Source organism: Acidovorax sp. DW039 (assembly GCF_037101375.1).
Classification (GTDB): Bacteria; Pseudomonadota; Gammaproteobacteria; order Burkholderiales; family Burkholderiaceae_C; genus Acidovorax.
The window spans coordinates 415,792-437,610 of record NZ_AP029019.1 but is presented as its reverse complement, the minus strand read 5'-3'; the positions used below and the strand labels follow the sequence as shown (position 1 = coordinate 437,610).

Below are 21,819 nucleotides of genomic sequence, written 5' to 3'. Positions count from 1 at the left end.
GCTTACCCCAGGAGTCTCACCATGAAAAAATTTGCACTGTGTATGACGACCGCCCTCAGCGTGTGCGCGGCCCAGGCCCAGGTCAAGTGGGACCTGCCCACCGGCTACGGTGCCAACAGTTTCCAGACGCAAAATGTGCAGCAGTTCGCCACCGATGTGGACAAGCTAACGGGCGGCAAGCTCAAGATCACCGTGCACCCCGGTGGTTCGCTGTACAAGGCCAACGAGATCAAGCGTGCCGTGCAGACCGGGCAGGTGCCCTCCGCCGAGTTCATCCTCTCGGGCGCATCCAACGAGAACCCGCTCTTCGGCGTGGATTCCATCCCCTTCCTCGCCACGAGCTACGCAGACTCCAAGCGCCTGTACCTGGCTGCCAAGCCTGCGCAAGAGAAGCTGCTGGCATCGCAGGGGGTGAAGGTGCTGTTCACCGTGCCATGGCCCGGCCAGTCGCTGTATTCGCTCAAGCCTGTGAGCACGCCAGCAGACTTCGTAGGCACCAAGATGCGCGCCTACAACCCAGCCACCACCCGCATTGCGCAGCTGCTCAAAGCCCAGCCCGTCACGATCCAGCTGTCCGAACTGGGCCAGGCCTTGGCCACCAACACCGTGCAGAACTTCTTGACGTCGAGCGCCAGCGGTGTGGAGTCCAAGCTGTACGAGCAGGTCAAGTATTTCTACCCCGTCAGCGCCTGGCTGCCGCGCAATGCCACGGTGGTCAACCAGAAAGCCTTTGATGCGCTCGAAAAGCCCTTGCAGGACGCTGTGCTGAAAGCTGCAGCCGATGCAGAAGCGCGCGGCTGGGCCACCAGCGAGCGGGTGGACAAGGAGTTCATCAAGGAGCTGGCCGCCAAGGGCATGACGGTGGCTGAGCCCAGCGACAGCATCAAGAAGGAACTCGCCAGCATTGGCGAGTCGATGACCGCCGACTGGGTGAAGTCGGTCGGTGCCGAGGGCCAGGCCATCATCGACGCCTACCGCAAGAAGTAAGCGCCGCGCTCCAGGCCCCGCCAAGGGGCCGGGCAGCGCCCCCGTGCGTGCTGCCCCGTTTCCAGCCACTCCCTTTTCATTTTTCAAGCGTTACCGGAGTACGCCATGGACAAACTCGTCCGAAATTTCTACCGGCTGCTGATGCTGCTGTCCGGCATCTCCATGCTGGCTGCGTTCGCCGCCGTCACGCTGAGCGTGTTTGCCCGCGAAGTCATCCACCTGAACATCGACGGGCTCGATGCGTACGCAGGCTACGCCATCGCCGCTGCGCTGTTCTTCGCCTTGCCCAGCACGCTGCAAAACGGCGACCACATCCGCGTGACGCTGGTGCTGGACCGCCTACCAGCGCGCCTGCGCTCGGCCTTCGAATGGTTCTGCCTGAGTGCCGCCTTGGTGCTCACGGTCTACATCGCCTGGTATGCCGTGCGCTCGGTCTGGATTTCTTACATCACGCACGACATCTCGCCCGCAGCCGACGCCTCGCCGCTGTGGATCCCGCAGCTCAGCATGGCCATGGGCTGCATCGGCTTTGCGCTGTCGTTTGCCCATGCCCTTGTTCTGCGCTTTCAGGGGGTGGCCTTCATGGCCGTGTCCGAATCAGCGCGTTCCGAGTAACCCGAATCCGGAGACACCATCATGGACGTCCTCATCGCTTTGGGCCTGATCGTTATGCTGTTCGCAGTGCTCGGATCGGGTCTGTGGATCGGCCTGTCACTGCTCGCAGTGGCCCTGTTCGGCATGGAGCTTTTTACCAACCGCCCCGTAGGCGACAGCATGATGCTGACGATCTGGGGGTCCACCTCCAGCTGGACGCTGACGGCTTTGCCCCTGTTTCTGTGGATGGGTGAGATCCTGTTCCGCAGCAAGCTGTCGAGCAGCATGTTCAAGGGCCTGGCCCCGTGGCTGGAGCGCCTGCCCGGCCGCCTGCTGCACGTCAACGTGGTGGGTTGCACCATCTTCGCCGCCATCTCGGGCTCATCGGCCGCCACCTGCGCCACCATCGGCAAGATCACACTGCCTGAACTCAAGCAGCGCGGCTACCCCGAAGACATTTCGGTAGGCACTTTGGCTGGGGCGGGCACGCTGGGCCTGCTCATTCCGCCGTCGATCATCATGATCGTCTATGGCGTGGCGGCCAATGTGTCGATCTCCAAGCTCTTCCTGGCGGGTGTGATTCCAGGCCTGCTGCTGGCGGCATTGTTCATGGGCTACATCGTCGTGTGGGCGCTGTTCAACAAGGACAAGGTGCCTGCGCCCGATGCCCAGCTGAGCTTTGCACAGAAGCTCTATGCCTCGCGCCACCTGATTCCCGTGGTTTCGCTCATCGTGGTGGTGCTGGGTGCCATCTACAGCGGCATCGCCACGGCCACCGAGGCCGCAGCGTTGGGTGTGGCCGGGTCGCTGATCCTGGCCAAGATCGAGGGCTCGCTCAACTGGGCCCGCTTCAAGGAAGGCCTGGTGGCTGCCTGCCGTGTGTACTGCATGATCGGCCTCATTTTGGCGGGCGCAGCCTTCCTCACGCTGGCCATGGGTTTCATCGGCCTGCCTCGTCACCTGGCCGAGTTCATCGGCGCGCTGCACCTCTCGCCGTTTGCGCTGATGCTGCTGCTCATCGTGTTCTTCATCCTGCTGGGCTGCTTCCTGGACGGCATCTCCATGGTGGTGCTGACCATTGCCGTGCTGCTGCCCACCGTGGAGGCTGCGGGCTTTGACCTGGTGTGGTTCGGCATTTTCATCGTGCTGGTGGTCGAGATGGCGCAGATCACGCCGCCCGTGGGCTTCAACCTGTTCGTTCTGCAGGGTATGACGCGCCGTGAAGTCACCTGGATTGCCCGCACCGCGCTGCCGCTGTTCGCCCTGATGATCGTGGCAGTCATCATGACCTACTTCGTGCCTGACGTGGTGCTCTGGCTGCCGCGCCAGATGCAGGGCTGATCCACCGCATTGCTGCCCAGCCTGCACAGGAGTCCCCCATGAAAACCGTTGTGTTGCTGGCCGCGCTTGCCGTGGCCCCGGTGCTGCGCGCCCAGACGCAGTGGAAGCTGGCTACAGGCTACCGCGCAGAGTCCTTCCACACCCGCAATGTGGTGCAATTTGCGCAAGACATGGAGCGCGCCTCGGGCGGGGCGTTGCGCATCGAGGTCCATGCCAACAACACGCTGTTCAAGCTGGGCGAAATCCCCCAGGCCGTGCAGGACGGCAAGGCCCAGGCGGGCGAAACCATCATGACCAGCCTGGTGCAGGGTATGCCCATTGCCGGGGCTGACACCGTGCCATTTCTGGTGCGCAGCTACGCCGATGCGCGCCGCCTGTGGGACCTGCAGCGCCCGCTGATCGACGTGCACTTTGCAGCCAAAGGCCTCAAGGCTTTGTATGCGGTTCCCTGGCCGCCCCAGGGGCTGTTCTCCATCGGGCCGGTGCGCTCGTCGGCCGACTTCAAGGGAACGCGCATGCGCACCTACAACCCGGCCACCGTGCGCATTGCCGAGCTGCTGGGGGCCACCCCGGTGGACGTGCCCATGGTCGAGGTCAACAAGGCGCTGTCGGCGGGCAAGCTCGACTCCATGATCACCTCGGCACTGACCGGGGTGGAGAACCAGGTCTGGGGCCAGATCAAGCAGTACTACGGCATCAATGCCTGGCTACCCAAGAACATCGTGTTTGTAAACCAGCAGGCGTTTGATGCGCTGCCCCCGGCCGCGCGCCAGGCCGTGACTCAGATGGCAGCAGAGGCCGAGACACGTGGCTGGGCCCTGAGCGCCGCCGTGGCCGAGGAGTCGGTAGGCGAGCTGCAGCGCAAGGGCATCAAGGTCGAACGCGCATCCGCCGAGTTGGACACCGAACTCAAGCGCCTGGGCGAACGCTTCTCCCGCGAATGGGTGCAGTCGGTGGGCAACGAAGCCAACAAGATTTTCATTCCCTATTACTTCCAACGCTAGTCCGACTTCCAACGCCGGTCCGTTAGTTCTTCAGTTCATCCGTTAACCAGTGAGTCCAATCACCATGCAAGCACCCTCCACCATGACCACCGCACCGGCCGGCAACCGCTGGCAGTTCTGGATTGACCGGGGCGGCACCTTCACCGACATCGTGGCCAAGCGGCCCGACGGCTCGCTCACCACACACAAGCTGCTGTCTGAAAACCCCGAGCAGTACAAGGATGCCGCGGTGGCGGGAATTCGCCACCTGCTGGGCCTGCAGCCTGGCGAGCCGGTGACCCCGGCGCTGGTGGAGTGCGTGAAGATGGGCACCACGGTGGCCACCAACGCGCTCCTGGAGCGCAAGGGCGAGCCCACACTGCTGGTCACCACCAAAGGCTTCAAGGACGCGCTGCGCATCGCCTACCAGAACCGCCCGCGCCTGTTCGACCGCCACATCCAGCTGCCCGAGCTGCTCTACACCGAGGTCATCGAGGCCCGCGAGCGCATGGGCGCCCATGGCAACCTGCTGCAGAACCTGGACCAAGCCACCCTGCGCGGCGACCTGCTGGCCGCCTACGGGCGTGGCCTGCGCAGCGTGGCCATTGTGTTCATGCATGGCTATCGCTACACCCAGCACGAGCAGGCAGCCAAGCGCATTGCCAAAGAGGTCGGCTTCACGCAGATCAGCACCTCGCACGAAACCAGCCCCATGATGAAGTTCGTGAGCCGGGGCGACACCACGGTGGTCGATGCGTATCTGTCGCCCATCCTGCGCCGCTACGTGGAGCAGGTGGCCGACGAGATGCCGGGCGTCAAGCTGTTCTTCATGCAGTCCTCAGGGGGCCTCACCGATGCGGGCACGTTCCAGGGCAAGGACGCGATCCTGTCCGGCCCTGCAGGCGGCATCGTCGGCATGGCGCGCACAGCGGGCCTGGCCGGGCACGAAAAAGTTATTGGCTTCGACATGGGCGGCACCTCCACCGATGTGAGCCACTACGCCGGGGCCTTCGAGCGCGAGTTCGAGACCCACGTGGCGGGGGTGCGCATGCGCGCTCCCATGATGAGTATCCACACGGTGGCGGCGGGCGGTGGCTCGGTGCTGGCGTATGACGGTGCCCGTTTTCGCGTGGGTCCCGAGAGCGCTGGTGCCAACCCAGGCCCTGTGAGCTACCGCCGGGGCGGCCCGCTGGCCGTGACCGATGCGAACGTGATGGTGGGCAAGGTGCAGCCCCGTTATTTCCCCAGCGTGTTCGGCCCCGCAGCCAACGAAACGCTGGACGCCGACGCGGTGCGCGTCCGCTTTGAAGAGATTGCGACGCAGACCCAGCGCAAGCCCGAAGAAGTGGCCGAAGGCTTCATCCAGATTGCCGTGCAGCAGATGGCCAACGCCATCAAGAAGATCAGCGTGGCGCGCGGCTATGACGTGACGCGCTACACCCTGCAGTGCTTTGGTGGTGCAGGCGGCCAGCATGCTTGCCTGGTGGCCGATGCCCTGGGCATGTCGCGCGTGTTCGTGCACCCGCTGGCAGGTGTGCTCAGCGCCTATGGCATGGGCCTGGCCGACCAGACCGTGATCCGCGAGCAGGCGGTGGAGATGCCGCTGGCGGCTGAATCTCTGCCCTTGATCGCCGAGCGCCTGGATACGCTGGGCGCTGCCGCGCAGGCCGAGCTGGAGCGCCAGCAGGTCAGCACCAACCCCGTGCAGGTGCGCCATAACGTGCATGTGCGCTATGAGGGCACGGATTCGGCCCTGGTCGTGCCGTTTGGCGACATGGCCAGCATCCAGGCAGCCTTTGAGGCCGCCTACCGCCAGCGCTTTGCCTTCCTCATGGCCGGCAAGGGCCTGGTGGTGGAGGCCGTGTCGGTCGAAGCCATGATTGCCGGTGACGCCCCTGCCGAGCCGCGCCTGCCCGTGCACCCGCACCGCAAGCACCCGCAGCGCGAGGTGGTCCAGATGTACTCGGGCGGCGCCTGGCACGACGCGGCCCTGGTGGTGCGCGAGGACCTGCACCCCGGCGACGTGATCCCCGGCCCGGCCATCATTGCCGAGAAGAACACCACCACCGTGGTGGAGCCCGGCTGGTCTGCGCGCCTGACCGACCTGGACCACCTGGTGCTAGACCGCGTGACCGCCCGCAAGGTGCAGTACGCCGCAGGCACCACCGTGGACCCGGTGCTGCTGGAGGTGTTCAACAACCTGTTCATGAACATTGCCGAGCAGATGGGGCTGCAATTGCAGAACACGGCCTACTCGGTGAACATCAAGGAGCGTCTGGACTTCAGCTGCGCGTTATTCGACGCGGCCGGCAACCTGATCGCCAACGCGCCCCACATGCCCGTGCACCTGGGGTCCATGGGCGAGAGCATCAAGACCGTGATCCGCGAGAACGCGGGCAAGATGCACCCGGGCGACGTGTACATGCTCAACGACCCGTACCACGGGGGCACCCACCTGCCGGATGTGACGGTGATCACCCCGGTGTACGTGGCCGAGGGCAACGAGCCCACGTTTTATGTGGGCAGCCGGGGCCACCACGCGGACATTGGCGGCACCACACCGGGCTCCATGCCCCCGTTCTCCACGCGCATCGACGAGGAGGGCGTGCAGATCAACAACGTGAAGCTGGTGGACCGGGGCATCTTTCTGGAAGAGGAAGTGCGCACCCTGCTGGCCACGGGCGGCGGCACCACGCCATACCCCAGCCGCAACCCGCAACAGAACCTGGCCGACCTGCGCGCACAGATCGCGGCGAACGAAAAAGGCGTGCAGGAGCTGTCGAAGATGGTGGACCAGTTTGGCCTGGATGTCGTGCAGGCCTACATGCGCCATGTGCAGGACAACGCCGAAGAGTCGGTGCGCCGTGTGATCACGCAGCTCAAGGACGGCAGCTTCACCCTGCCGCTGGACAACGGCGCGCAGATCAGCGTGTCGGTCAAGGTCAATGTGGCCGAGCGCAGCGCGGTCATCGACTTTGCAGGCACCAGCCCGCAGCAGATGAACAACTTCAACGCCCCGCGTGCCGTGTGCATGGCGGCCGTGCTGTATGTGTTCCGCACGCTGGTGGACGACGACATCCCGCTCAACGCCGGTTGCCTCAAGCCCCTGCAGGTGATCATCCCGCAAGGCTCCATGCTCAACCCCAACCCGCCGGCCTCGGTGGTGGCGGGCAATGTGGAGACCTCCACCTGCATCACCAACGCGCTGTTTGGCGCCCTTGGTGTGATGGCGGGCAGCCAGCCCACCATGAACAACTTCACCTTCGGCAATGCGCAGTACCAGTACTACGAAACCATTGCCGGTGGCAGCGGTGCGGGTGCGGTGCTGGACGCCACAGGCCGGGCGGTGCGCGGTTTTGACGGCACCAGCGTGGTCCAGACCCACATGACCAACTCGCGCCTCACTGACCCCGAGGTGCTGGAGTTCCGCTTCCCGGTGGTGCTCGACAGCTACGAGATTCTGCGCGGCTCGGGCGGTGCAGGCCGCTGGGTTGGTGGGGATGGGGGCGTGCGGCGCGTGCGGTTCCTGGAGGCGATGACGGCCAGCATCCTCTCGAACGGGCGCCTGAACCCTGCCTTTGGCATGGCGGGCGGCCAGCCTGGCAGGCCTGGTGCCAACCGCGTGCTGCGTGCCACCGGCCAAGTTGAGGAGCTGGGCCACATCGGCTCCGCACTGATGGAGCCTGGCGATGTGTTTGAGATATCTACACCCGGCGGTGGCGGGTTTGGAGAGTCTATTTCGCATTGAACACGGGGGGCGAGCGCAGCACTACGCTCGGCCCATCGCTCAGACCTGCCGTGTATGGCTTAACCAAGAGAACGCTCATGGACTATTTACCCACGTCATCTGGTGCAACCTATCGCACCGCATTGTCTGGAATGCCTGTGGATACTCCGATGGCTTTCGAAGCCCGGCGTCCCATGGCGCGTGCGCAGGCTCGGCGCAGCTTTAGCGTCGGCCAGAAGCTCGCGGCCAGCTTTGGGGTCCTGGGCTTGGCTGTGGCGCTGCTGGGGGCGATCACTTGGATGACGGGCGTGGGCACTGGCCGCCAGGCGGCAATCTTAACGGTGGAACAGTTGCCCATCGAGCGCTCGGTGCGTGACTGGAAAACCCAGTCTGTTCATATCGGCCAGATTGCCTTGCGCGCTACGCTCTCGTCCGATGTGTTCCCCCTGGTAGCCGAAATGCGTACCCAGTTGGCGGCTGAGGATGCCCTGCGCCAGCGCATCGAGGCTGCCTTGACCCAAGCTTCGACCGCTGAAAGCACTAAACCCCTGTGGGCCGAGGTCCAGGTGCAACGGCAGCGTTATGCGGTGCTGCGCGATGCATTGGTACAGAATGCCCTCGAGTCCAAGATCATCAGTCAAAAAGAGCTGCAGGAGCATTCGGCTGCCTTGGTCCAGTACCTTAAGGCCATAGACCAGTTGCTGGGCGCTTCGGAGCGGGCATCGTTGAAGGCGAGCGACAGTATGATTGCTGACGCTTGGCGAGCGCAGTGGATCAGCGCAATTGCCGTTGTGGTCGTGGTGGCGCTTTCGGCGCTGTTTGGTTTGCTGCTGCGGCGCTCCATCGTGTTGCCGTTGCGCCAAGCTTCCCAGGCGGCTGCCGTGGTGGCGCAGGGCGACCTCACGGTGCGTATGCAAACCCAGCGCACCGACGAGATCGGCCAGTTACTTACTGCGCTGGACAAGATGGTCGAGTCGCTGCACTACGTGGTGACTGAGGTGCGGGACTCGGGTGAATCCATCCATGTCGCCAGCTCCGAAGTGGCTGCGGGTAACACCGACCTGAGCGTGCGTACCGAACATGCGGCCAGCAACCTGCAGCAAACGGCGGCCAGTATTGCGCAGCTGGCGCAGATGGTCGCAACCAATGCCGACAGTACGCGCCAGGCTAACGCGCTGGCGCTCAACGCCACAGAGGTGGCCGGCAGGGGGGGCGAAGTGGTCAACCAAGTGGTCAAGACCATGGAGGAGATCAATGCCAGTAGCAAGAAAATAGCCGACATTGTGGGCATTATTGACGGCATTGCGTTCCAAACCAATATCCTTGCGCTCAATGCGGCTGTGGAGTCAGCACGTGCTGGTGAGCAGGGGCGCGGCTTTGCGGTGGTGGCCAGCGAGGTGCGCAGCTTGGCCGGGCGCAGCGCCAACGCAGCGCGCGAGATCAAGGCATTGATTTCCGACAGTGTGACCAAGGTGAGCGATGGGGCTAGGTTGGTGGTGACTGCGGGTGCCACAATGGGCGACATCGTGCAGAGTGTGGAGCGCGTGACCATGCTTATGTCCGAGATCAACGCCGCCAGCAGTGAGCAGAGCACGCAGATCGGCCAGGTGAGCCACGCGGTGGACCAGCTGGACCACATGACACAGCAAAACGCAGCGCTAGTGGAAGAGGGAGCTGCAGCGGCCCAGAGCCTCAAGGACCAGGCCAACCGGCTCGCGCACGCGATGGGTAAATTTCAACTTACGCGCACCGCTGCGTGATGGCCTGTGCTACTACAGTCAGTGTGCATGCTATCGATTTCGTAGCTTACATGCCTGCGTAGTTCGGGCCACTTCCCCCTTCGGGCGTCACCCACACGATGTTTTGCGTGGGGTCCTTGATGTCGCAGGTCTTGCAGTGCACGCAGTTTTGCGCGTTGATCTGCAGGCGCTGGGCATTGCCACCCTGAGCGGTGTCGGGCACAAATTCGTACACGCCTGCGGGGCAGTAGCGTGCCTCAGGGCCAGCGTACTTGGCCAGATTGATGTTGACCGGCACGCTCGCGTCTTTCAGCGTCAGGTGCGCGGGCTGGTTCTCTTCGTGGTGGGTGTTGCTGATGAACACGCTGGAGAGGCGGTCAAACGTCAGCTTGCCATCGGGCTTGAGGTAGTCGATGGGCTTGCACTCTGCCGCGGTATTCCTCGCGCGGGTCGCACACAATGATGGCAAAGCCGTTGAAGAGCGCCATGGTGGCCAGGTACTCCGTCAGCTGGCCCGCGCCAATCAGCAGCATGCGGTATTCCGGCCCAAAGGTGTTGGTGAGCTGCACATCGTCCACCACCAGTTCGGCGGGCGCTGCCGCAGCGAGCAGCGTCACGGCGCCGTCGGACAGGCACACCGTGCGCTGCATGAGGCGGCCGGCCTCCAGGGCGCGGATCAGATCCGTCAGCGCGCTAGGGGCGGGGTCGTACTCCAGCAGCAACTCGAGCGTGCCGCCGCAGGGCAGGCCAAAGCGGTGGGCCTCGTCTGCAGTGATGCCGTATTTGACGAAGGTGGGCGGCCCGCTGGGAATGCGCCGGCTCGCGGCATCACGGGCCGACGCACCCGCCACGCGCGCATAGGCGCGAGTGTGCCGGTCAATCAGGTCGTCCTCGATGCAGCCGCCGGACACCGAGCCCACTCCCGCACCGTCCTCGCACAGCGCTATGATGGACCCCACCGGTCGCGGCGAAGAACCCCAAGTGCGCACCACCGTGGCCAGCAGTGCACGGCGACCCGCAGCCCGCCAGACCTGCAGCGTGCGCAACACCATCACATCCAAGTTTTCCACATTCTCTCTTGTTCAAAAGTTCAATTTGCGATTGACGAACAACTGCGCTGAGGATTGCTCACGATCTCGCTGTACAAACGCACACTGCAGTTGGCATTCGACTGCAGCATGCAGGTCAGCAGTAGACGCCGCCTGTTGCAGGCATCGAGCTTTGCCTGAGATCAGCTATCCTTTTGGATTAGCGCTGCCGCGGGCGCCCACATCAGAGGCGGTCACCTAGCAAGAGGGTTTGCACCTTGCGCAATGTCTAGGATTTTCCCGCCCAGAGGAAACGATCACGTACGTCTCTGCATCAAGAGCTCAGCCAATTGGCTATTCCAGAGATAGCGGGAGTCGCGTCACCCGCTTGCCTGTCAGACGAGCAACGGCATTGGCGACGGCAGGGAGTAGCGGAGGCAAGGCTGGCTCACCCACCCCTCCAGGAGGCGCTGAACTCTCCATGATGCGTACGGGAATGTTAGGCATTTCCGACATTCGAAGCACTGGATAGTCGTGAAAATTTGACTGTTGTGGTACGCCTCGATCTATGCGTACCTCTCCATACAACAACGCCGAAAGGCCGTATCCGTCAAGCCACGGGAATGGCTACTGCATGAACGGACGAACTGCCGCTGACGACTCATGTGCGGCGCAAATTGCATACGGAGGTGCAGCTACCATACGTGGGCCCAGCGGGCCGACCGCTCAAGCTGTTCTGTTCAAAGTTCCGGTAGCAATGTCGCCAGCAACGAACCTGTGGTTGAGTTCGGCGTAGGCAAGTCCAAGGAGGGGTAATGCTGTTGATTTCCACGCAGAAGTGACCCACTAGTCCCCAGGATTTCCATCTAAATCTGACCCACGTACTAACCCTAACCTGCTGCTTTGTTGAGCAGCAGGAGACCAGGAGTGATAGACGTGGCAACACTGAGTGTCATCAGGCGCTGGGCCCTGCGAGAGCAGCTGTCCATCAGGGAGATCGCCCGCCGCACGGGCCTCTCGCGCAACACCATTCGCAAGTACCTGCGCGCAGGCGAGGCCGAGCCGCACTATGCCAAGCGGGTCAGCCCTTCCAAGCTCGATCCCTTTGCCTTGAAGCTCTCGGGCTGGCTCAAGACGGAAGCTGGCCGATCCCGCAAGCAGCGGCGTACCGTCAAGCAGATATACGCCGATCTGCAGGCGCTGGGCTATACCGGCTCCTACAAACGGGTCGCGGCCTTTGTCCGCCTCTGGCAAGAACAACGCCTGGTGGCCCAGCCGACCACCGGCTGCGACACCTTTGTGCCTTTGGCCTTCGGCCCCGGCGAGGCGTTCCAATTCGATTGGAGCGAGGACTGGGCTGTTCTCGCCGGAGTGCGCACCAAGCTGCAGGTAGCCCACTTCAAGCTCAGCCACAGCCGAGCGTTCTACCTGCGCGCCTACCCCCTGCAGACGCACGAGATGCTGTTCGATGCCCACAACCATGCATTCGTAGTCCTGGGTGGCGTTCCCCGCCGTGGCATCTACGACAACATGCGCACCGCTGTAGACCGGGTGCGCCGTGGCAAGGAGCGCGACGTCAATGCGCGCTTTGCGGCCATGGTCAGCCACTTCCTGTTCGAGGCCGAGTTCTGCAACCCGGCCTCGGGCTGGGAGAAGGGCCAGGTGGAGAAGAACGTGCGCGATGCCCGCCATCGCCTGTGGCAAGTAGTGCCTCCATTCCCAAGCCTGCCCGATCTCAATGCCTGGCTTGAAGAGCGCTGCGTGGCGCTGTGGCACGAGATCGAGCACGGCAAGCTGCCGGGCACCGTCGCGGATGTCTGGGCTCAAGAGAAGGCAACCTTGATGCCGATGCCCCGGTCCTTCGATGGCTTTGTGGAGCACACCAAGCGCGTCTCACCCACCTGCTTGGTCCACTTCGAGCGCAATCGCTACAGCGTGCCGGCGCCGTATGCCAATCGGCCGGTGAGCCTGCGGGTCTACGCCGATCGCCTGGTGGTCGCCGCCGAAGGCCAGATCGTGTGCGAGCATCAGCGCCTGATCGAGCGTAACCACCATGGTGCGGGACAGACCGTGTACGACTGGCGCCACTACCTAGCAGTGCTGCAGCGCAAGCCCGGGGCCTTGCGCAATGGTGTTCCATTCCTGGAACTGCCAGCAGCCTTCAAGCGCCTGCAGGCCGCCCTCTTGAAGCAGCCAGGCGGCGACCGAGAGATGGTGGAGGTTCTGGCTCTGGTGCTGCACCACGATGAACAAGCTGTGCTCGCTGCAGTGGAGTTGGCACTGGAGTCAGGGGCTGCCAGCAAGACCCACATCCTGAACGTGCTCCACCGCCTGCTGGACGGTAAGCCCGCCCCAGCACCGGTCACCTCGCCCCAGGCCCTCAAGCTGCAGGCGTGCATCAATGCAATGGATACACGCGCGATATCTCGCAAATCCACAGAGCTTTCACGGACGATGGCCAGCCAAGAACTCGCTGATGCGCTCAATGCTGAGCTTCGCTGCCTCAAAGTCCATGAGCTGTATATCGGCATGAAGCCCGAGTCCCCAGGGGGCAAAACTCAATTCAAGCTGACGCTGCAGCTTCCCGGAGGTGGCGCGCCATCCGCAGTCCTAAGCGAAGGTGAACAACGTGCGATCGCCATCGCATCCTTCTTGGCGGAGATCAAACTCGGAAAGGGCAAAGGTGGCATCGTCTTTGACGACCCCGTCTCCTCCCTTGACCATCGACGCCGGTGGGAGGTGGCAGAGCGCCTCGCGCATGAATCAAAAGTCAGGCAGGTGATCATCTTCACCCACGACATCTACTTCCTCGCAATCTTGGAGCAGAAGGCTGAGGCCGTTGGCGCATCGCTGGCCAAGAACTACATCCGAAGGACTGCCAACGGCTTTGGCGTTCACTCCCAAAGTCTCCCGTTCGATGTCGAAGGAACCAAGGCGCGTGTGGGTCAATTACGGCAAATGCAGGTAGATGCCCAGCGAGCCAAGAAAGACGGAGATGATGACCGCCATCGAATGCTAACGACTGCGGCTTACGGGCGACTGCGCCTAGCCTGGGAGCGTTGCGTCGAAGAGGTCTTGTTCAATGGCGTTGTCCAGCGTTTTGGCGAAGGCGTGTCCACACAAAAGCTCAAAGCCGTTGTAGTGACTGACGATGACTACAAGCAGATAGAAGCTGGTATGTCGAAGAGCTCGAAGTTTGAGCACGATGCGGCCAGCCCGGTTGGACGGCTTCCAATTCCGGATCCAGAAGAACTCTTGGCAGACATCGAAAACCTTGAAGCTTTCCGCGTGGCAGTGGACAAACGTAATCGGCAGGGAATACCAGCGCGGGCATAGCCAAGACAAACCGAAGGCGCGATATATCCATGCAGGCCCGCTCCCCGCAACTGGTGCCCATGTATGGCATCGGGTGGATGAATGGTTTCCGGACGTAGGCGCACCAACTCGACAGCACCCGCTGTTGTCATATGCCTCGGCTCCGATCATCTCGGACCGTGGAGCATCCGTAATTCAACCACTACTGAGCCCCTGGTTTCGCTCCCGCCGCCTGGTTGAGGCACTGCGCTAACCAGCCAGATGCCCGGTCGGGGAATGAGCGGTCATTGGCCAGGAATGACTGACGACCCGCTCCCAGCCTGAAGCAGCTATCCAACCACCTTCATGCCTTCGCGTTCTGAAAACAAAAAGCGCCTCAACTGAGGCGCGAGGAAACCATGGCTAAAGGCGCACATCACCATTACAGGTTTTATTTTTAGGTTACAGAGTTTATTTTTACGATCATGTTGGAGTCAGACCTGCGCTCAGCACCACGGTCACGCCTCTCTTAGCGAAATTGCGCATCTTGTCCACTCTTCAGCAGTTTGCAAAGTCGGCGCTGCCCCTTGCTATTCCGTTCCTCGCCTATCAGGTACGCCAGGCCACGCGAACGATTGATAAAGTCCAATCAGTTCAACATATTTTGAGACTTTGTTTTGGGCCGCTAGATCTGCGACGAACCGAGCTTTGAAACTATGTTCAGTTTTTTAAAACTTTGTTCAGCACTCCCTTCATTCTTCCATGCTCCACTACGAAACCATCCCCGTCACCGCTTTCCAGCAGAACGCCTCTCTCCTGTGGTGCGATGTCACCCAGCAAGCCGCTGTAGTGGACCCGGGAGGGGACTTGGACGTGCTGCTGGCTGAAGTGCAGCGCCGGGGGTTGACGCTCACGCAGATCTGGCTGACCCATGCCCATATCGACCACGCGGGCGGGGCGGGGGAGCTGGCGCAGCGCATGCAGTTGCCTATCGTGGGGCCGCATCCGGGGGATCAGTTCTGGATTGATGGGCTGCCCCAGCAAAGCGCGATGTTCGGTTTTCCGCCCGCGCAGCATTTCACGCCCACGCGCTGGCTGCAGGATGGCGACACGGTGCAAGTGGGCCATGAAACGCTGAACGTGCGCCATTGCCCGGGCCACACACCGGGCCATGTGGTGTTTCATGCACCGCAGATTGACCGGGCGTTTGTGGGCGATGTGCTGTTTGCGGGCAGCATTGGCCGCACGGACTTTCCGCAAGGCAATCACCAGCAGCTCATCGACAGCATCACCCAGCGCCTGTGGCCCATGGGGGACCAGACGGTGTTTATCCCGGGCCATGGACCCGAAAGCACCTTCGGGCGCGAGCGCAAGACGAACCCTTATGTGGGCAATACCTGAGGCTTTCTGAACAAGCCCTGCCCACCAGGCAGATCATCCGGGTTGGGCGCAAATTCAGGGGACGGCAACCAGGATCTGAGCAAAAACACCCCATAGCGCTCATAAATAAAGCGCAGGCAGCTATTGATTTGATAGCTGCCTGCGCTTTTTCATTTGCGACGATCGCGTTTGCGAGCAGTGAAGACCATACCGCCGAGGCTTGATCCGCATCAACACTGTCCCCCCGCTGCGGGAGCATGCTGTGGCACAGGGCGGCGCGGAGGTGCCGCCTCTTCCGGTGGCCCGTGTGCCGTGGCGGCGATCCCGCCGCGGACATGAGCCACCGGACACAACAAGAAAGTGTTCTCTCATGTCATCCGTTCCTGCTTCTGTTTCCGCTTCTGCTGCACCCAGCAGCTCCTCGACAACGCCTTCCGCAGCACAGACTGCGCCCCCCATCACCTCGCATCCCGAGCCCAGCTCCAACCGCAAGTTCGGCTTTCTGATCCTGGCCGTGGCGCTGTATGGCCTGGTGCTGATGCTGCCCACACCTGCGGGCCTCACGGCCTCCGGGCAAGTGGCGCTGGCGCTGCTGGCACTGGTCATCACGCTGTGGATCAGCGAATGCGTATCGCCCGCCAACAGCGCCGTCATCCTCACCGGCATGGCGGTGCTGGGGTTGATGGGCAAGTCCCTCACCCCCGGTGCCAAGCCGATGAACTCAGCCGATGCGCTGACCACCATGCTGGGCGGCTTCTCGTCCACCGCCGTGCTGCTGGTGGCCGCCGCGCTGTTCCTGGCCGTGGCACTCAAGCACACGGGGCTGGACAAGCGCGTGGCCCTCATCGTGATGAGCCGGGTGGGCATCTCGCCCGCGCGGCTCACGGTGGGCGCAATGCTGGTGGGTTTTGTGCTGGCGCTGTTCATCCCATCGGCCACAGCGCGCGTGGGCGCAGTGATCCCGATCATGGTGGGCATCACCGCCGCACTGGGCCTGCCCGTGGGCAGCAGCCTGGGCGCGGCGCTGATGATCGTCACCGCGCAGGCCTGCTCCATCTTCAACATGGCCATCAAGACCGGCGCGGCGCAGAACCTGATCAGCCTGAATTTCATGCAGACCACGTTTGGCCACTCCGTGACCTGGAGCCAGTGGTTCCTCACAGCCCTGCCCTTCACCCTGGGCATGAGCGTGGTGCTGTTCTTCGTGTCGCTGTGGATCTTGAAGCCCTCGGTTGAATCCAGCGAAAACGCCACCGAAAAGCTGCGCGAGCAGCTCCAGGCCCTGGGCCCCGTCACCGCCCCTGAAAAGCGCCTGATCGCCGTGGCCCTGCTGCTGCTGGTGATGTGGTCCACCGAAGGCATGCTGCACCCGTTTGACACCACCACCACCACGCAACTGTGCATTGCCCTGCTGCTCATGCCCAAGATCGGCGTGATGCACTGGTCGCAGGCCGAAAAGCTCGTGCCCTGGGGCACGGTGGTGCTGTTTGCCGCGTCCATCTCGCTGGGCAACCTGCTGTCCAAGACCGGCGCAGCCGCCTGGCTGGCGCAGCAGACGCTGGGCCAGATGGGCCTGTCGGCCCTGCCCGTGGTGGCGGTGATTGGTGCGCTCTCTCTGTTCAGCATCGTGCTGCACCTGGGCTTTGCCTCGGCCACGGGGCTGGCCAGCACGCTCATCCCCATCTTCATTGCGTTTGCGCAATCGCTGCCCGTGTCCAAAGAGACGGCTTTTGGCATCGTCATGATCCAGAGCTTTGTCGTCTCGTTCGGCTTCATCCTGCCCACCAACGCACCGCAGAACATGCTGTGCTACGGCACCGGGGCCTTTGGCACCAGCCAGTTTGCCAAGGTGGGCCTGCTGCTCACGCTGGCCGGGCTGGGCCTCATCCTGCTGCTGTCAGCCACGCTGTGGCCCATGATGGGAGTGCTGTGACATGGGCGCACGCATCGGAGTGATCGGCGCGGGCCAAGTCGGCGCCGCCGCCAGCTACCTGCTCTCGTCCACGCCCGGCATCAGCGACATCGTGCTGGTGGACGTGGACCCCGCCCGCGCTGCAGGCGAGGCCGCCGACATTGGCCACGCCGCCGCCTTTGGCACAGCGGCCCGGGTGCAGGAGGGCAGTTATGCCGACCTGGCGGGCGCTGCCGTGGTGGTGATCACCGCAGGCGCGAGCCTCAAGCCCGGACAAACACGGCTGGAGCTGCTGCAGCAAAACCTGCGCATCGTGGACCACATCACCGAGCAGGTGCTGCGCGCCGCACCCGACACCATCTTGCTGTTTGCCACCAACCCGGTGGACGTGATGCCCGCCATTGCCGTGCAGCGCTGGGGCGTGGCCCCGGGCCGCGCCATTGGCACCGGTTGCACGCTGGACTCGATTCGCTTTCGCGACCGGCTCTCGCACCACCTGGAGGTGTCGCCCAGCTCGGTGCACGCCTACGTGCTGGGCGAGCACGGCGACTCGGAAGTGCTGCTGTGGTCGGGCGCCCAGGTGGGCGGCCTGCCGCTCCTGGACTTTGCCCGGCAAAGCGGCCGCCCTATCGACGCTGCCCTGCAGCGCACCATGGCCGAAGACGTGCGCACCGCCGCCTACCGCATCAAGGCGGGCAAGGGCGTCTCCAACTTCGGCATCGGCGGCTGCATCGCCCGCCTGGTGCGGGCCATCGTGGGCGACGAACGCAGCGTGTTCACCGTCTCCACCTACCTGCCCGAGCTGCTGGGCGTGCAACGCACCTGCGTCTCGCTGCCCCATGTGATCGGACGCACGGGGGCTTCCACGCCTTACCTGCCACCGCTGGCAGAAGAAGAAGCCACGGCCCTGCGCACCAGTGCAGAGGTGTTGGCGCAGACGATTGCGGGGGGTCTGGAGGCGCTCAAAAATGCGGTGTGAGCGGCATGGGGGTTCAAAGGCTCCGCAGGAGATCACTACAAACTTCATAGCATCTTGCGCTTATTCCATAATGATTTCCAGCTTTTTGCCTGCGATTACCGGATAGCTAGCGTGCCAGGCACGCTTTCCATCAAAGCACAAGGCGGTCGCATAAGGTCGCAGTGCATGTCAGACAGCAGCATCGACCAGACAGCTGAACAGGCCTGCCAAACCCCGCCTGTTTTCGCGACCTGGGGTGGGCTGACTGGTTACGATGTATCACTTTGTAATCATCGGTAAGCTCCTGAGAAGCCGTTCAAAGGGATGGCTCAGAGCCACCGGCCCGCACTGCGTCATGTCGTTTCCACCCTCCGTGCTGCCGTCACCCTCCACGCCCCCGCGCGGCTCCAGCCTGGCGGGCAAAGCGTACTGGGCCATGGTGCAGCGGGTGGCGCTCACGGCCGCGTGCATTGACCTCGGGTACATCGGTTTGTTTCTGTGGCTGGGGTCCAGGCCGCTGGCGCTGGTCAATCTGGCCAGTATTGCGCTGTACCTGGGGGCCTATGCGCTGATCCAGCGGCGGCGCAATGTGGCGGCGCTGCTGCTGATATGGACAGAAGTCATCAGTCACTCTGCCCTGGGCTCGCTGCTGATTGGGTGGGACAGCGGCTTTCACTACTACCTGCTGCTATTCATCCCCGCCATCGTGATTGCCAATGCCGGGCGGTATGCAGCGCCCATCGTGCTGGCGCTGCTGTCTTACTACATGGGCCTGCGGGTGCTGTGCGACTACACAGGGCCGCTAGACCCCTTGCCGGGCAACGGCATGCAGCTGGTCAACTGGATCCACATCTGCATTGCGTTTGCCCTGTCTGCGGCGTTGGCGGCCTACTACCGCCGCACCATCCTGATCGCAGAAAGGCGCCTGCTGAAACTGGCCACGCTGGATGGGCTCACGGGACTGTTCAACCGCAGTCATTTTCAGGAGCAGGCCAGCGCCACGCTGGAAAAATGCGCTCGGCAAGGCGCGCCGGTCGCCCTGTGGCTCTGCGATGTGGATCACTTCAAGCGAGTCAACGACACCCATGGCCACGCCGTGGGTGACAAGGTACTGCAGGCGGTGGCACGCACCATGGCCGGACATCTGCGCGAAGACGATCTGCTGGCCCGCTGGGGCGGCGAGGAGTTTCTGGCCCTGCTGCCCTACACTGATACCGCCACAGCCAGGCAGGTGGCCGAACGCATACGCCAGGCGGTGCAGGACAGCAGCCTGGACCTGGGGGACCTGAGTGAAGGAGAGCAGCCCCTGCGCGTCACGCTTTCGTTTGGAGTGACGCTGGTGCAGGATGCGCAAGACCTGAAAGCCGCCACCGCCCGTGCAGACCAAGCGCTGTATGCCAGCAAACGCGCCGGGCGCAATTGTGTGAGCGTGGGCTGACAGACCCGGTTCATCAACGCAAAGGGCCGGGTGAGGTTGGCATCAACCGGGTTTGGGTGCTGACTGGTAGAGCCCTTGCACACGGGGCACGTTCTGCTGCAGTTCACGGATGCGGTCTGGCCCCGAAGGGTGGGTGGAGAGAAACGCCAGCCCCGCCTGCTGACTGCCAGACGCCTTGCCCATCTTCTGCCACAGGCTCACGGCTGCGTCAGGCCGGTAACCCGCCCGCGCGGCCAATTCCAGCCCCACCAGGTCGGCATCCGTCTCATCAGTCCGGCTGAATTTGAGCGTGAGCAGCTGCGCCCCCAGCCCCGCAGCGGCATGTCCCAGATCTCCGAGCCCCAGCAACTGCGCCCCCAAGCGCACCCCCAGGTTCGTGGCCTGCGTTTTGGCCAGACGGGCACGGGCGTGCTCGCGCAGGGCGTGAGCCATTTCATGGCCCATGACCATGGCTGCCTCGTCATCGGTCAGCTGCAGCTTGTCGAGGATGCCGGTGTAGAACGCAATCTTGCCGCCAGGCATGCAAAAGGCGTTGATTTGCTGGCTGCCGATGAGGTTGACCTCCCACTGCCACTGCCGTGCGCGGTCATTCCATGGATTGGCAAAAGGAATGATGCGTTGGGCAATCACCCGCAGTCGCTGCAGTTGGGGGTGCTCCTGCGGAGCCAGGGCCCGCTTGGATCGCGCCTGTTCCAGCATCTGGCGGTATTGCTGCGCGGCAGACTGTTCCAGCGTTTCGGCAGGCACCAGCTTGCGCATGGCAGAGGCGTTGCCGACATCGACTTGTGCCAGCGCAGGGGCGGCCACGGCACCGCCAGCCACCAGCAAAAAGGCCCGCCGCGCCTGCCAGGGCGATGATGGGGCGGCACCGCCCATCAAGGCTGGTTCGTTAGCGTGGTCAAACGGTGTGAGGCACAAGAAGCACATACAGGAATAATAGACAAAAACCCCTCTTCCCCCATGTCAGACGCCATCCCTCCCGCCACCGCAGCCACCCCTGCTCCAGCCCCATCCCGCCCCACCTGGCTGCAAACCCTGCGCGTGTATCTGGAACCTACCAGCCTGCGCATGCTGACACTGGGCTTTTCCGCAGGATTGCCGCTGCTGCTGGTGCTGGGCACGCTCAGCTTTCGGCTGCGCGAAGCGGGCATTGACCGCAGCACCATTGGCTACCTGAGCTGGGTGGGCCTGGCCTACGGCTTCAAGTGGGTGTGGGCCCCTCTGGTCGACCGCATGCCGCTGCCGCTGCTGACCCGTGCATTGGGGCGGCGGCGCAGCTGGCTGCTGCTGTCGCAATGCATGGTGGTGGCGGGGCTGATCGGCATGGCGGTGTCTGACCCGCGCATGGCGCTTGGCCCCATCGTGTGGTGCGCACTGGCGGTGGCCTTTGGCTCGGCCACGCAGGACATTGCGCTGGATGCGTACCGCATCGAGTCGGCAGACACCGACCACCAGGCCGCACTGGCCGCCGCCTACCAGACGGGCTACCGGCTGGCCATGATCTGGGCTGGGGCGGGCGTGCTGTGGATTGCCGCCCGTGCGGAGGTTCCCGGTGGCCTGGCGCAGGCTGCGGCTGGCTACCAGAACGCGGCATGGCAGACGGCCTATTTGGTGATGGCGGCATCCATGGCGGTGGGGGTGATCACAGTGCTGTTCTCCCGCGAAGCAGCCCAGGTGGCCTTGCCACCCGCGCGCAGCGCGACAGAGTGGATTCAGGGGGCGCTGATCGAGCCTTTTGCCGACTTCGTGCGCCGCTACCGCTGGCAGGCGGTGCTGATCCTGGCCCTGATTGCGGTCTACCGCATCAGCGATGTGGTCATGGGCATCATGGCCAACCCGTTTTACGTGGACATGGGCTACACCAAGGACGAAGTGGCCGCCGTGACCAAAATCTATGGCGTCATCATGACGCTGGCGGGTGCATTCATTGGCGGGGCGCTGGCCATGCGCCTGGGCGTGATGCGCATCCTGATGCTGGGCGCGGTGCTGAGCGCGGCCAGCAATCTGCTGTTTGCCTGGCTGGCTGGCCACGGCCATGACGTAACGGCGCTGATTGCCGTGGTGTCGGCCGACAACCTGGCCGGAGGCATTGCCTCTGCCGCGTTCATCGCCTACCTGTCGGGGCTGACCAATGTGAACTACTCGGCCACGCAGTACGCACTGTTCAGCTCCATGATGCTGCTACTGCCCAAGTTTGTGGCGGGGTTCTCGGGAGACTACGTGAACGCATTTGGCTATGCGCAGTTCTTCACATCCACTGCCCTGCTGGGCGTGCCGGTACTGGGCCTGGTGTGGTGGGCTTCACGCATCAAAACGCCACCTAGCGCCTGATTCATCAGCGCAGGAAGCTCCTGTTTTCATAGCATTTCTGACATCAACCCCGTGCTTCTGCACACCCGTGTTTACGGTAGCTTTACAAAAGGGACAAGCACAGGGAA

Annotated in this window: 13 protein-coding genes and 3 pseudogenes; 13 read left to right on the top strand and 3 right to left on the bottom strand. The window is 63.3% G+C overall.

Translation table 11 applies throughout. From position 1 onward, the window contains the following. The first annotated feature begins 21 nt into the window (after positions 1-21). The 6 genes from AACH87_RS01915 (at position 22) to AACH87_RS01890 (ending at position 9,392) form a co-directional block, all read left to right on the top strand. Complete coding sequence (locus tag AACH87_RS01915; RefSeq protein WP_338797040.1) at positions 22-987, top strand: TRAP transporter substrate-binding protein; 966 nt, start codon at positions 22-24, stop codon at positions 985-987. A gap of 105 nt (positions 988-1,092) precedes the next feature. Further along, positions 1,093-1,602, top strand: a complete 510-nt coding sequence (locus AACH87_RS01910) for a TRAP transporter small permease (RefSeq protein WP_338797039.1) — start codon at positions 1,093-1,095, stop codon at positions 1,600-1,602. A 21-nt stretch (positions 1,603-1,623) separates the two neighbouring features. Next, positions 1,624-2,922: a TRAP transporter large permease subunit gene (locus tag AACH87_RS01905; RefSeq protein ID WP_338797038.1), complete on the top strand. Its 1,299-nt coding sequence runs from the start codon at positions 1,624-1,626 to the stop codon at positions 2,920-2,922. A gap of 38 nt (positions 2,923-2,960) precedes the next feature. After that, positions 2,961-3,926, top strand: a complete 966-nt coding sequence (locus AACH87_RS01900; protein ID WP_338797037.1) for a TRAP transporter substrate-binding protein — start codon at positions 2,961-2,963, stop codon at positions 3,924-3,926. Between the two features lie 64 nt (positions 3,927-3,990). Further along, positions 3,991-7,653, top strand: a complete 3,663-nt coding sequence (locus AACH87_RS01895) for a hydantoinase B/oxoprolinase family protein (RefSeq protein ID WP_338797036.1) — start codon at positions 3,991-3,993, stop codon at positions 7,651-7,653. Between the two features lie 77 nt (positions 7,654-7,730). Then, positions 7,731-9,392, top strand: a complete 1,662-nt coding sequence (locus AACH87_RS01890) for a methyl-accepting chemotaxis protein (protein WP_338797035.1) — start codon at positions 7,731-7,733, stop codon at positions 9,390-9,392. Positions 9,393-9,438: 46 nt separating this feature from the next. Here the strand turns inward: AACH87_RS01890 and AACH87_RS01885 are convergent. Continuing rightward, positions 9,439-9,804: pseudogene (locus AACH87_RS01885) on the bottom strand (4Fe-4S dicluster domain-containing protein); the annotation flags it as partial. Then, positions 9,803-10,441, bottom strand: a pseudogene (locus AACH87_RS01880) (XdhC family protein); the annotation flags it as partial. The pseudogenes AACH87_RS01885 and AACH87_RS01880, both read right to left, overlap by 2 nt. Positions 10,442-11,326: 885 nt before the next feature. On the opposite strand from AACH87_RS01880, the pseudogene istA reads away from it, so the two are divergent. From istA to AACH87_RS01850, 6 genes and pseudogenes are all read left to right on the top strand, one after another. Next, positions 11,327-12,787: pseudogene (gene istA / locus AACH87_RS01875) on the top strand (IS21 family transposase); the annotation flags it as partial. A gap of 18 nt (positions 12,788-12,805) precedes the next feature. Continuing rightward, positions 12,806-13,735 carry an AAA family ATPase gene (locus AACH87_RS01870; RefSeq protein ID WP_338798822.1) on the top strand — a complete coding sequence of 310 codons (930 nt, stop codon included), beginning with the start codon at positions 12,806-12,808 and terminating at the stop codon, positions 13,733-13,735. A 720-nt stretch (positions 13,736-14,455) separates the two neighbouring features. Beyond that, the gene (locus AACH87_RS01865) at positions 14,456-15,094 is read left to right on the top strand and encodes an MBL fold metallo-hydrolase (protein ID WP_338797033.1); all 639 of its coding nucleotides are present in this window, start codon (positions 14,456-14,458) and stop codon (positions 15,092-15,094) included. A gap of 349 nt (positions 15,095-15,443) precedes the next feature. After that, positions 15,444-17,006 (top strand): DASS family sodium-coupled anion symporter, encoded by a 1,563-nt coding sequence (locus AACH87_RS01860; protein ID WP_338797032.1) that lies wholly within the window; start codon positions 15,444-15,446, stop codon positions 17,004-17,006. 1 nt (position 17,007) lies between these two features. Then, complete coding sequence (locus AACH87_RS01855; protein ID WP_338797031.1) at positions 17,008-17,964, top strand: L-lactate dehydrogenase; 957 nt, start codon at positions 17,008-17,010, stop codon at positions 17,962-17,964. A gap of 334 nt (positions 17,965-18,298) precedes the next feature. Then, positions 18,299-19,381 carry a GGDEF domain-containing protein gene (locus tag AACH87_RS01850; protein ID WP_338797030.1) on the top strand — a complete coding sequence of 361 codons (1,083 nt, stop codon included), beginning with the start codon at positions 18,299-18,301 and terminating at the stop codon, positions 19,379-19,381. 42 nt (positions 19,382-19,423) lie between these two features. Here the strand turns inward: AACH87_RS01850 and AACH87_RS01845 are convergent, their stop codons facing one another. Beyond that, the gene (locus AACH87_RS01845; RefSeq protein ID WP_338798821.1) at positions 19,424-20,257 is read right to left on the bottom strand and encodes a M48 family metallopeptidase; all 834 of its coding nucleotides are present in this window, start codon (positions 20,255-20,257) and stop codon (positions 19,424-19,426) included. 84 nt (positions 20,258-20,341) lie between these two features. Here AACH87_RS01845 and AACH87_RS01840 point away from each other — a divergent pair, with 84 nt between their 5' ends. Then, positions 20,342-21,712, top strand: coding sequence for an AmpG family muropeptide MFS transporter (locus AACH87_RS01840; RefSeq protein WP_338797029.1), 1,371 nt, complete (start codon positions 20,342-20,344; stop codon positions 21,710-21,712). Positions 21,713-21,819: the final 107 nt, after the last annotated feature.

Bases quoted from the DNA above. Each gene is read 5' to 3' on its own strand.
- AACH87_RS01915 (WP_338797040.1), top strand. From the start codon at position 22: ATGAAAAAATTTGCACTGTGTATGACGACCGCCCTCAGCGTGTGCGCG.
- AACH87_RS01910 (WP_338797039.1), top strand. From the start codon at position 1,093: ATGGACAAACTCGTCCGAAATTTCTACCGGCTGCTGATGCTGCTGTCC.
- AACH87_RS01905 (WP_338797038.1), top strand. From the start codon at position 1,624: ATGGACGTCCTCATCGCTTTGGGCCTGATCGTTATGCTGTTCGCAGTG.
- AACH87_RS01900 (WP_338797037.1), top strand. From the start codon at position 2,961: ATGAAAACCGTTGTGTTGCTGGCCGCGCTTGCCGTGGCCCCGGTGCTG.
- AACH87_RS01895 (WP_338797036.1), top strand. From the start codon at position 3,991: ATGCAAGCACCCTCCACCATGACCACCGCACCGGCCGGCAACCGCTGG.
- AACH87_RS01890 (WP_338797035.1), top strand. From the start codon at position 7,731: ATGGACTATTTACCCACGTCATCTGGTGCAACCTATCGCACCGCATTG.
- AACH87_RS01870 (WP_338798822.1), top strand. From the start codon at position 12,806: ATGGATACACGCGCGATATCTCGCAAATCCACAGAGCTTTCACGGACG.
- AACH87_RS01865 (WP_338797033.1), top strand. From the start codon at position 14,456: ATGCTCCACTACGAAACCATCCCCGTCACCGCTTTCCAGCAGAACGCC.
- AACH87_RS01860 (WP_338797032.1), top strand. From the start codon at position 15,444: ATGTCATCCGTTCCTGCTTCTGTTTCCGCTTCTGCTGCACCCAGCAGC.
- AACH87_RS01855 (WP_338797031.1), top strand. From the start codon at position 17,008: ATGGGCGCACGCATCGGAGTGATCGGCGCGGGCCAAGTCGGCGCCGCC.
- AACH87_RS01850 (WP_338797030.1), top strand. From the start codon at position 18,299: ATGTCGTTTCCACCCTCCGTGCTGCCGTCACCCTCCACGCCCCCGCGC.
- AACH87_RS01845 (WP_338798821.1), bottom strand. From the start codon at position 20,257: ATGGGCGGTGCCGCCCCATCATCGCCCTGGCAGGCGCGGCGGGCCTTT.
- AACH87_RS01840 (WP_338797029.1), top strand. From the start codon at position 20,342: ATGTCAGACGCCATCCCTCCCGCCACCGCAGCCACCCCTGCTCCAGCC.